The 10210-nt window shown below is 54.5% G+C and carries 10 protein-coding genes; 3 read left to right on the forward strand and 7 right to left on the reverse strand.

All coding sequences use genetic code 11. The features are described 5' to 3' along the window. Window positions 1–24 precede the first annotated feature (24 nt). The 7 genes from raiA to kdsA all read right to left on the reverse strand — a co-directional run bounded on the left by raiA (window position 25) and on the right by kdsA (window position 5561). Window positions 25–561 carry a ribosome-associated translation inhibitor RaiA gene (raiA, locus tag JRF57_14580; protein MBW2304926.1) on the reverse strand — a complete coding sequence of 179 codons (537 nt, stop codon included), beginning with the start codon at window positions 559–561 and terminating at the stop codon, window positions 25–27. A gap of 66 nt (window positions 562–627) precedes the next feature. Continuing rightward, entirely contained in the window at window positions 628–2055 is a 1428-nt protein-coding gene (rpoN, locus tag JRF57_14585) for an RNA polymerase factor sigma-54 (protein ID MBW2304927.1), read from the reverse strand. A 38-nt stretch (window positions 2056–2093) separates the two neighbouring features. After that, on the reverse strand, window positions 2094–2912 hold the full coding sequence (gene lptB, locus JRF57_14590) for an LPS export ABC transporter ATP-binding protein (protein ID MBW2304928.1): 819 nt from the start codon (window positions 2910–2912) through the stop codon (window positions 2094–2096). Beyond that, window positions 2833–3369 carry a lipopolysaccharide transport periplasmic protein LptA gene (gene lptA / locus JRF57_14595; GenBank protein ID MBW2304929.1) on the reverse strand — a complete coding sequence of 179 codons (537 nt, stop codon included), beginning with the start codon at window positions 3367–3369 and terminating at the stop codon, window positions 2833–2835. Before lptA ends, lptB begins: the two co-directional genes overlap by 80 nt. Continuing rightward, window positions 3366–3938, reverse strand: coding sequence for an LPS export ABC transporter periplasmic protein LptC (lptC, locus tag JRF57_14600; GenBank protein ID MBW2304930.1), 573 nt, complete (start codon window positions 3936–3938; stop codon window positions 3366–3368). Before lptC ends, lptA begins: the two co-directional genes overlap by 4 nt. 191 nt (window positions 3939–4129) lie before the next feature. Beyond that, window positions 4130–4660: an HAD-IIIA family hydrolase gene (locus JRF57_14605; protein ID MBW2304931.1), complete on the reverse strand. Its 531-nt coding sequence runs from the start codon at window positions 4658–4660 to the stop codon at window positions 4130–4132. Window positions 4661–4733: 73 nt separating this feature from the next. Continuing rightward, window positions 4734–5561: a 3-deoxy-8-phosphooctulonate synthase gene (kdsA, locus tag JRF57_14610; protein MBW2304932.1), complete on the reverse strand. Its 828-nt coding sequence runs from the start codon at window positions 5559–5561 to the stop codon at window positions 4734–4736. A gap of 322 nt (window positions 5562–5883) precedes the next feature. Between kdsA and JRF57_14615 the strand changes: the two genes are divergently transcribed. The 3 genes from JRF57_14615 to feoB all read left to right on the forward strand — a co-directional run bounded on the left by JRF57_14615 (window position 5884) and on the right by feoB (window position 9808). Next, window positions 5884–6975 carry a homocysteine biosynthesis protein gene (locus JRF57_14615; protein ID MBW2304933.1) on the forward strand — a complete coding sequence of 364 codons (1092 nt, stop codon included), beginning with the start codon at window positions 5884–5886 and terminating at the stop codon, window positions 6973–6975. 194 nt (window positions 6976–7169) lie between these two features. After that, window positions 7170–7424, forward strand: coding sequence for a ferrous iron transport protein A (locus tag JRF57_14620; GenBank protein MBW2304934.1), 255 nt, complete (start codon window positions 7170–7172; stop codon window positions 7422–7424). Continuing rightward, a complete protein-coding gene (gene feoB / locus JRF57_14625; GenBank protein ID MBW2304935.1) occupies window positions 7421–9808 on the forward strand; it encodes a ferrous iron transport protein B in 2388 nt (795 codons plus the stop codon). The genes JRF57_14620 and feoB overlap by 4 nt, the downstream gene beginning before the upstream one ends. The last annotated feature ends 402 nt before the right edge of the window (window positions 9809–10210 follow it).

Raw genomic sequence — 10210 nt, forward strand, 5'->3', positions numbered from 1 at the left:
AATAAATAAATCTATTGATGGGCACTAACTGGATGGCTCGATCAATCCTAAATTGCCGTTCTTTCTCCGGTAAATTACGTTGATTTCCTGGGATCTGGAGTTCCTGAAGACCATAAATTCCTGGTCTGACAATGAAAACTGCATGGCCGCCTCTTCAGGGTCCATGGGCTTGGCGACCAGCTTTTCCACCTCGATTACCGGTTCCTCGAGACCTTCACCTGGCTCAAGGGTCGCCTCGCTTTCCAGGGTCTCTCCGCCCTTGATATTCTCCGGCCCCCTTTCCCGGATCTTGGAGCGGTATTTCTTGACCTGTTTTTCGATTTTGTCCATGACCTGGTCAATGGCACTGTACATGTCTTCCGTTTCCTCGGCGCCCTTGATCATGGCTCCGTCCACCCTGAGAGTCACATCGGCCATGTGTCTGAATTTCTCCACTCCCAGGACCACATGGGCCTCCATGGGTGAATAAAGATATTTCTTGATCTTAGAGATCTTTTCCTCTGCATAGGCCTTCAAACTTTCCGACGGTTCCATGTGCCTGAAGGTCACCGTGATTTCCATGGGGATTCCCTCCTCGAAAAAGGTGGTCTCTAACAGAAAAAAGGATAAAAGTCAAACGCAAGGGATTCAGTATGGTTGCTTCCTCTTCCTGGAAGGCAAAATACCAAGACTCTCACGATATTTGGCTACGGTCCTACGAGCCACATTTATATTGTGCTTTTTGAGCATATCGGCCACTTCCTGGTCGCTCAAGGGATTAGCCTTGTCCTCGGACTTGATGATGTTCCGGATATACTCCTTGACGCTCTCAGAGGAAACCGAGTCACCGTCTACACAGTTGATGGCACTGTTGAAGAAAAACTTCAACTCGAACACACCCTGAGGGGTGTGAACATATTTGTTGGTGGTCACCCTGCTGATGGTGGATTCGTGCATCTGAATATCTTCCGCCACATCCCGCAGGACCAGAGGCTTGAGGGCTGTGATACCCCGGTCGAAAAATTCCCTCTGAAACCGGACGATGCTTTCGGTCACCCGGTAAATAGTCCGCTGCCGCTGGTGGATACTCTTGATCAACCAAGCCGCTGATTTCAATTTTTCCTGAATATACTGACGGGTTCCATCCTCCAGGGATTCTTTGCGGCTCAAAATTTCCCTGTAAAAGGAATTGATCTTCAATTTCGGCAGGCCGTCCTCATTCAGAACGATCTCGTACTTGTCCCCCACCTTAAAGACGTAAATATCGGGGCTGATGTAAATCGTTTCATCGTCGCTGTATCGGCGTCCGGGTTTGGGTTCCAGGTTCCGGATCACCTCCACCGCCTTAAGAACCTCCTCGAGCGAAATCCCCAGGTTGCGCGCAAGGAGATCGTACTTCTTGTTCTCGAGTTTGTCCATGTGATCCAGGAGAATCTTTTCAACTATGGTTCCTTCCAGGTTCTGGAAACGGGCCTGGATCAGAAGGCATTCCCGGGTATCCCGGGCCGCTACACCGACCGGATCGAACATCTGAATCTTCTCAAGGGTCTCGAGAACCCTCTCGACGGGATGTCCTGTCATCCCTGAGAGTTCCTCCACGGAGACCTTAAGGTACCCGTCGGGGTCCAGGTTTCCGATAATATGGGTCCCGATCTCCCTCTGGGCCTCGTCGAAATCACCCATATTGAGCTGCCAGGTGAGATGGGAATAAAGGTTGGTCTTTTCGGAAGTGATGTTTTCAAAAGGCGGGACTTCCCTCTCTTCGTAAGGGGTTTCGGCCCAATGGGTATTGTACTCGGACAGATAGCTTTCCCAGTCCACATCCTCGCCGCCGCTGTCGCGGATCGAATCTTCAGGAGTCGGGGTTTCAGTGGGGGCCTCTTCCTCGAAAACCTTTTCGGTCTCCGACTCCTCCACGGGCTGCTCTTCAAGAAGGGGATTCGTCTCCATCTCGGTGTAAATCGTCTGGAGGAGTTCCAGCCTGGAGAGCTGAAGCAACTTGATGGCCTGCTGGAGCTGCGGCGTCATGATGAGCTGCTGGGTCAGGCTCAAGGATTGTTTGAGTTGTAAGGCCATGACGGAAAAACCGTTTAAATACAAGGGTTATAAAGAATCTACCATCTGAAATCCCGCCCTAGATAGACATTTCGGGCCACTTCGCTGTTCACGATTCTTTCAGGGGGACCGTATTCGATGATCTTCCCCTGGTTGATGATGTAAGCGCAATCACATACTTCGAGTGTTTCCCGCACGTTATGATCAGAAATAATAATGCCGATACCCCGGGCTTTCAACTGCCGGATGACATCCTTGATATCGCTCAAGGCGAGGGGATCGATCCCGGCAAAGGGTTCGTCCAGGAGCATGAAACGTGGGTCAGTCACGAGGGCCCTGGTGATCTCCAGCCGCCTCCTCTCTCCACCGGAAAGGGAAGAGGCCTTCTGTTTGGCCAGATGGCCGATCTTGAGTTCCGCGAGCAACCCCTCGACCCGCCCGCGAACCTCTTGTTCGAGCCTCCCCCTCCCTTCCATCACTGCCAGCAGGTTCTCCTCCACCGTCAGCTTCCTGAAAACAGAAGGTTCCTGGGACAAGTAAGTGATCCCCTTTCTGGCCCTCTGGTACATGGGATCACGGGTGATATCCATCCCGTCCAGCAGGACAACCCCGCTATCGGCCCTTGCCAGGCCTATGATCATGTAAAAGGTCGTGGTCTTGCCCGCCCCGTTAGGGCCCAGCAAACCCACAATCTCCCCCCGACGGACCGTGATGTCGATTCCATCAACTACCCGCTTGCCGTGGTAAATTTTCACCAGGCCCTCGGCCCTCAGTATTTCCTTCTCGCCTCCCAACGGGCTATTTTTTCTCTCTTCTTGGAGAGAAAACGGCTCGCACCTTTTGCTCACCGGAGCCTTCAACGATGCTTCGCTTGTCATTCAGGAAAAGAATGACCCGTTCTCCCTCAATGGAATCTTCTCCCCGCACTATCCTGGGATTGCCGGTAAGAACGATTTTCTCTTCACCCTGGTAGTAAACGGCCTTTTCCGCGGTCGCAATTCCCCCTTCCTTCCGAACAATCTTCACGTTTCCCGTGGCCACGATCTTATCGATCTTGTTCTTTTCCATCCCGGAAACGTCAGAACCGGAGAGGTAGGTGACTATGATCTTACGGCACTCGATGCGGAAATTATCCTTGACGGCCTCCACCCTGCCGATAAAAGACACTGTCTTGCGCCCGTCATCAAGTTCCAGGGTGTCTGACTTGATCACGATCGTTGTGCCATCCCCTGAGGCCCCCTCCTTTCCCTTTTCCCCTGAAGAGGCGGAGGTGGGCGCGTAAAGGATGAACAAGAAAATCAACAGGATATACAAGCGCCCTCGAATTGAATTCATAGGGTAAAACCCTCGCTTTTCACAATGGTGGTCACGCCCGCATGAAGGCTCAGGAACTCCCGCTTCAGGTCTATGTAAAGTCCTTTCCCTTCTACGGAAAAGGCGGGACCGGTGATTCTTACCGTAGAATCCGTTTTCAGACAAGCCGTTCCCTGTTGATACTGGACATGATCGGTCGTGATCCGATACCCGTTTTCCGTCCGTCCTTTCAAGTTATCCCAGAGGTTGATCCGTCCTGAGTCCTTGTCATATTCCCCCCGGCCTCCCTCAATCTCGATAGAGGGCCGGTTCCCCGATTTCAATTTCAGCCGAAAATCCCTGAATGAAATAACTTTGCGATCCTTTGTGATTCTCGCTTCCTTGGCCCTCAGGTCCCAACGGATCCCTTCATCGGGGTTATCCTGTGAATAATGAATATCTTGGAGCGTAAAGCCTTCCTCACCGGACAGGTCTCTCTCCACGATCTTCTCAGGAAGTTCATCGGATGGGCCTGCAAGATAAAAAAGGGCCACCCCCATGATCAGGGCGATTCCCAGGAGCGGCCAGTGTCTTTTCAAAAAACCGGTCATTTGCAATAACTATACCAAAACCCATTAAACCTGTAAAGCCTAAAATTTCTGGAGGTACCGGCAACCGGATCATGGCGGGATTCCAGGCAGGCGGGGTGGCGAAAAAACACCGGTGGAAAGCATCCGCCCGGGGAGGTCAACGCCCCGGGCGGAAAGGGAGCGGGGAACGCTCACGTAAACCCAAAAAATCCTCACATCTCGTCCCCCGGCAGATAAGCGGAAAGGGAACTGGTCCATTTCCCCTGGGCCTTCAGGATCAGTTCACATACTTCCCTCACCGCGCCCCTCCCACCCCTGTTCTTGGTCACCATCGTGGCATGCTCTCTCAACTCGGGTGCGGCATCCGATACCGCGACGCTCATTCCCGCCACCTGGAACATGGGCAGGTCCGGCAGATCGTCTCCCACTACGCATACCTCCTCCTTCTCGATCCCTTTTCGCCGGATAATCTGGAGAAGAAGGGCCACCTTGTCCCCGACCCCCTGGTGGACCTCATCGATGCCCAATTCTCGCGCTCTGTGTCCGACCACCTCAGAACGCCTCCCGGTGATCAGCACGACCTGGATGCCGGAGTCCTGGAGCAGCTTGAGCCCCTGCCCGTCCCTCACGTGAAAATACTTGGTCTCCACTCCCCGGTCATCCAGTACGATCCGCCCATCCGTCAGGACGCCGTCCACATCCAGGACAAGCAATCGCACGGCCGAGGCGGCCGTCTCCCACATCTTGCTCTTATCGATCAAGGATCTCTCCCTCCGCACGGGCTGTTGCGGTGCGCTGAAAACTTTCCGTCCCCTCTTACCCTTGGGCCCGAACGAGTCCGTGAAGTTCCTTTAGCAGTGCCATAAGCGGCCGGATTTCATCCAACGGCAATGAATTCGGGCCGTCACATAGGGCGGATTCCGGGTGGGGGTGGACCTCCATGAAGACCCCGTCAGCCCCGGCGGCAACGGCCGCCTGGGAAAGGGGGCGCACGAATTCCCTCTGTCCGCCCGAGCTGGTTCCGCTCCCTCCAGGCAATTGAACGCTATGGGTTGCGTCGAACACCACAGGAAAACCGAACCTCTTCATTACCGCAATGGACCGCATATCCACCACAAGGTTGTTGTACCCGAAGGTCGTCCCGCGCTCGGTAAGGAAGATATTCCTGTTCCCGGCGGAGACCACCTTTTGTACGGCCCTTTCCATTTCCCAGGGTGAGAGGAATTGCCCTTTCTTGATGTTCACGGGGAGACCCGCCCGGGCCGCCGCTACCAGGAGATCCGTCTGCCGGCAGAGAAAGGCCGGGATCTGGATCACGTCCAAGACCTGGGCCGCCCGATGTACTTCGCCGCTCTCGTGAACATCCGATAAGAGGGGCAGACCGGTCACCTCTTTCACCTTGGCAAGGATCTCCAGTCCCTTCTCCATGCCCGGCCCCCGGTAGGAATCGAGGGAGGTCCGGTTGGCCTTGTCATAGGAACTCTTGAAGATCACGGGGATGTCCAGGAGGTCTGCCGTCTCCTTCAGGTAAGCTGCCACCTCCATGGTGATGGACTCGCTTTCAATCACGCAGGGACCTGCTATCAGGAAGAACGGGCCGCTCCCGGTAATGGTCAAGTCACCGATGGTGACGGGATTTCGCAACACAAGGACCTCCTCCTTTTCTCCCGCCCCCGGGCCCATCTGTTTTTCACCGCTCCCTGGGTTTCGAATGGAGCCCGAGGCAAAAGGGCCTGTACGGATGGGAGACATGCTAATGAATGAACCCCGGCAAGTCAAGCAAACCGGAAGGGCCTGTCTCCATGAAGGTTTCCCTTGTCACACTCCTCTAAAGCCATTAAGATGGGGGCCGATCTGAACCCATGGGAGGAAGCGCACGGTGCCGCGAGGGAAGAACTACAAAACGATCCGGGAGATCAACGAGAAGATTAAGAAGGGGAAGGCCGTCGTCGTAACCGCGGACGAGATGACTGAGATCGTGAGACGCAAGGGACCCGCGGGGGCCTTCAAATCGGTGGACGTGGTCACCACCGGGACCTTCTCGCCGATGTGCTCATCAGGAGCTTTCATCAATTTCGGGCATACCAAACCGGCGATCAGGGCATCCAAGGTCTGGTTGAACGACGTCCCCGCCTATGCCGGGATCGCGGCGGTGGACATCTACCTCGGAGCTACCGAACCGGCCGAGAACGACCCCTTGAATGCAGTGCATCCGGGCCAGTTCAAGTACGGCGGAGGACACGTGATCCAGGACCTGGTGGCGGGGAAAAAAATCAGGTTGAAGGCACTTTCTTACGGGACGGACTGTTATCCCAACAGGGAGACGGAGAAGCGGGTGACCCTCTCGGACCTCCCTTACGCCATGCTGCTCAATCCCAGGAACGCATACCAGAATTACAATTGCGCCGTGAACACCACCAAAAAGACCCTATATACCTACATGGGGGTCTTGAAACCGCGCCTTGGAAACGCCAATTACGCGACATCGGGCCAGTTGAGCCCTCTCTTGAACGATCCCTATTACCTCACCATGGGACTTGGAACCCGAATCTTCCTGGGAGGTGCCCAGGGTTACATCATCGGCCCCGGCACCCAGCACAACCCGGGGGTGGAAAGGGGACCGAACGGTGTCCCATTAAGCAGTGCCGGGACCCTCATGGTGATGGGGAACCTGAAAGAAATGGATCCGCGGTGGCTGGTGGGTGTCAGCCTGCTGGGCTATGGCTGTTCGCTGGCCGTGGGTCTCGGTGTGCCCATTCCCGTCCTTAACGAGGAAATCGCGCGATTTACCGGCATCTCTGATGATGAGATCTTCACCCAGATTATCGATTACGGCGTGGATTATCCAAAAGGGAAGGCCACTGCCTTGGGACACGTCAGCTATGCCGAACTGAAGAGCGGGAGCATCCGGTTCAGGGGGGAGGATATCCCCACCGTTCCCCTCTCATCCTATGTAAGGGCACTTGAGATCGCCCGAACCCTTAAAGAATGGATTGAGAAGGGCGATTTCCTCCTCACCGAACCCCAGGTGATGCTTCCGACGGTTGAGAGGAGTTGAGTTGTTCCGCCCCTCCGCTGAAATCCCCCCGGACAAGAGTATGATCCTTACGGAAGCTCCTGCGGTTCTCTAACGACCCGATTTCTCCGTGCAAAAAAAGGGATTGACAGCCCACCCCTTGTTATTTATATTGCTAATCAATTGCAACAAGAACCATCTTTATCACAAAACTGAGGGAAAGGTTCTTCAAAACCATGAAGAAAATCATCAAGATGCGCCAGATGACAAACTACCAAAAGGGGATTATCAGGAAGGTAACCGCGAGAGGAGAAATGGGGAGACGGATTCGGGAGATGGGACTGGTGCCTGACACACCAATCCAAATCCAGGGCCGTGCCCCTCTCTATGACCCCGTGGCCGTGAAGGTTCGAGATTACACCCTAACCCTCAGAAACAACGAGGCTGACCAGATCCTGGTCGAAGTGGACATCCTGGACGAAAAGCAATGAGTAAGAAAAAGATACGAATCGCTCTTTCGGGAAATCCTAACTCTGGGAAGACGACGATTTTCAACGCCCTTACGGGAGCAAGACAGCACATCGCCAATTATCCCGGGGTCACGGTGGAGAAAAAATACGGCAGGACCAACCACCAGGGCTACGAGATCGAGGTGGTCGATCTGCCTGGCATCTATTCCCTCACCGCATATTCTCTCGAAGAGATCGTGGCCCGGGATTACCTTTTGGATGAGAAACCGGATGTGGTCGTGGACATAGTGGACGCCTCGAACCTGGACAGGAATCTTTACCTGGCCCTTCAGTTCAAGGAACTGGGCGTTCCCCTTATCATCGCCCTCAACATGATGGACGTGGCTTCATCCAGGGGAATCACCATCGATACAGAACTCCTCTCCCATATGTTGAATGCCCCCGTAGTCCCGATGGTCGCAAGGACCCGGTCCGGGATCAAGGCGCTCCTGGATAAAGTCCTTGAGGTGGCCGAAAGGGAACACGAATGGCACCCCGAGCTTATCTCCTACGGCGGAGACATCGACCAGGCCCTGGACGAAATCGAGGAAATCCTTCAAAGGAGCCGTTTTTACGATGAGAAGTACGCGCCCCGCTGGCTGGCCCTCAAATGCGTGGAAGGAGACGATCAGGTTCTCCGTTTGATGGAAAGAGAGCCCATCCTTCACGACGAAATCGAGGCCGTGTGCCGCCGGGTGAGCAGGCACATCCTGAATACGCTTGAGGAGGAACCCGAGGGGATCATCGCCGACCACCGGTACGGCTATATCGCCGGGATCACCAGAAAGGCCGTAAAAAGAAAGATACAGTCCCGGCTGCACCTTTCCGATCGATTGGACAAGGTTCTCACCGACCGTATCCTGGGCCCCATCATCATGTTGGTGGTCCTCTATGCCACTTATGAATTCATCTTCTGGGCCAGCGAGGCCCCGGTGGCATGGACGGAGAGTTTCTTCGAATGGCTCAAGGAAGTGATCTTCCTGGTTCTTCCCCCAGGCAATCTCCGCTCCCTCCTGACATCCGGGGTGATCGACGGGGTGGGAGGGGTCCTGGGATTCGTCCCCCTGATCATGTTCATGTTCCTGGCCATCGCCGTCATGGAGGACGCCGGGTACATGGCGAGGGTCGCCTACATGCTTGATAGGGTCCTCCGATGGTTCGGGCTGCATGGCAACTCCGTCCTCGCCTTCCTGATAAGCGGCGGAATATCCGGTGGGTGCGCGGTTCCCGGAATTCTGGCGACAAGGACCTTGCGGGATCCAAAGGAGCGGATCACTACCATCCTGGTGGTCCCCTTCATGAATTGCGGGGCCAAGTTGCCGCTTTTCGGCGTGCTCATCGCCGCTTTTTTTTCCAAAAACGAGGCAAGGATGCTTTTCATCTTCACCTTGCTGTCCTGGGCCTTCGCCCTCTTTTCCGCCAAGATCATCCGCTCCACGGTCCTCAGGGGGCCCAAGACCCCCTTCGTCATGGAGCTTCCTCCTTACAGGGTTCCCACCCTTAAGGGACTGGCCATCCATACCTGGGAAAGAACCTGGCAGTATATCAAGAAGGCGGGCACCGTGATCCTGGGGTTCTCGATCCTCCTCTGGGCGGTGATGACCTTTCCCCAGCTACCCCAAGAACAACGGGACCATTACCGGGCCCAGCGGGACAGTCTTGAAAAGGCCTTCCTCTCCCATGCCCAAGTGAGGGGTCTGATCCACGGAAAAAAGGAATTGGCCCTGTTGGACAAGCGATTCTCTTCTCTGATCCAGGACAAGGGGAAAGGAAAGGAAACGGTTCAAACGGATCATCCCCACAGTCCAGTTCCTGCTCTGGCAGAGGCTGCTTTCAGGCTGAAAAACGGAGGCCGGGACCTGGTTGAAGGCATGGACCCCGGATTGATCAAGGCAGCAAAAGTCTACCTCGATTACCAGGAGGCCATGGCTCAAAGTTTAGCCTTCGAGCGGCGGGACGCGCTCCTTCACGCCTTCGCTGGCAGGATCGGGAAGGCTCTTGAAACCATCACCCGCCCCTTGGGTTTCGATTACCGGGTCAACATCGCCCTGATCGGAGGTTTTGCTGCCAAGGAAATCATCGTTTCTACCCTGGGAACCGCCTATTCCCTCGGCGATACGGATTCCGAGGAAGGCACCAGCCTCTCTGACAGGCTCCGAAACAATCCCGATTGGAATCCCTTAAAGGCCTTTACCCTGGTCATCTTCTCCATGCTCTATGTGCCCTGCTTCGTCACCCTCGCCATGATCCGGAAGGAGGCTTCCTGGAAATGGGCCGGGTTTTCCGTGGCCTTCAACCTCCTTATCGCCTATACATTCAGTCTTTTCCTGTATCAGGTCGGTTCTTTCCTGGGCCTGGGGCTATAATTCCCTCCCGGGTTTCAGGGCCGTGGCCGCCTTAAGTGATGGAATCATTCTCCCCGGGCGTTTGACAAGCGCCTGAAAACAAGGCAGAAAAAGAAGGCAGAAAAAGAAATTTTGTTGAAATCGGGCCGATCGGAGATATAGTGTTTAGAAGCGAACGGGAGTTTCTGGAAAAATTCAAAGGTTTAATGGAAATGTCTAAGAACTACAGGGAGTTCAGAGTTCAGCGAAAGTCTTGCTGAATTTGAGACCTCTATTTAGTGTCCATCCATAAATAGGCAATATTATTCAAGGTCAAGGAAGGCGAAGATTTTAACCACAGGAATACATTGAAGTATTTCGAGGATTAAAATCTGAGCCAGACGCAGCTTGTCACGCCGTAGCCATAGCGAAGGCGGAAGATTG

The sequence above is a fragment of the Deltaproteobacteria bacterium genome (assembly GCA_019310525.1).
Lineage (GTDB): Bacteria > Desulfobacterota > DSM-4660 > Desulfatiglandales > HGW-15 > JAFDEE01.

Coding starts and splice junctions, on each gene's coding strand:
- feoB (MBW2304935.1), top strand. CDS start 7,421: ATGAGTAAGAAAAAGATACGAATCGCTCTTTCGGGAAATCCTAACTCT.
- rpoN (MBW2304927.1), bottom strand. CDS start 2,055: ATGGCCTTACAACTCAAACAATCCTTGAGCCTGACCCAGCAGCTCATC.
- lptB (MBW2304928.1), bottom strand. CDS start 2,912: ATGACAAGCGAAGCATCGTTGAAGGCTCCGGTGAGCAAAAGGTGCGAG.
- JRF57_14620 (MBW2304934.1), top strand. CDS start 7,170: ATGAAGAAAATCATCAAGATGCGCCAGATGACAAACTACCAAAAGGGG.
- JRF57_14615 (MBW2304933.1), top strand. CDS start 5,884: ATGACTGAGATCGTGAGACGCAAGGGACCCGCGGGGGCCTTCAAATCG.
- lptC (MBW2304930.1), bottom strand. CDS start 3,938: ATGACCGGTTTTTTGAAAAGACACTGGCCGCTCCTGGGAATCGCCCTG.
- lptA (MBW2304929.1), bottom strand. CDS start 3,369: ATGAATTCAATTCGAGGGCGCTTGTATATCCTGTTGATTTTCTTGTTC.
- raiA (MBW2304926.1), bottom strand. CDS start 561: ATGGAAATCACGGTGACCTTCAGGCACATGGAACCGTCGGAAAGTTTG.
- JRF57_14605 (MBW2304931.1), bottom strand. CDS start 4,660: ATGTGGGAGACGGCCGCCTCGGCCGTGCGATTGCTTGTCCTGGATGTG.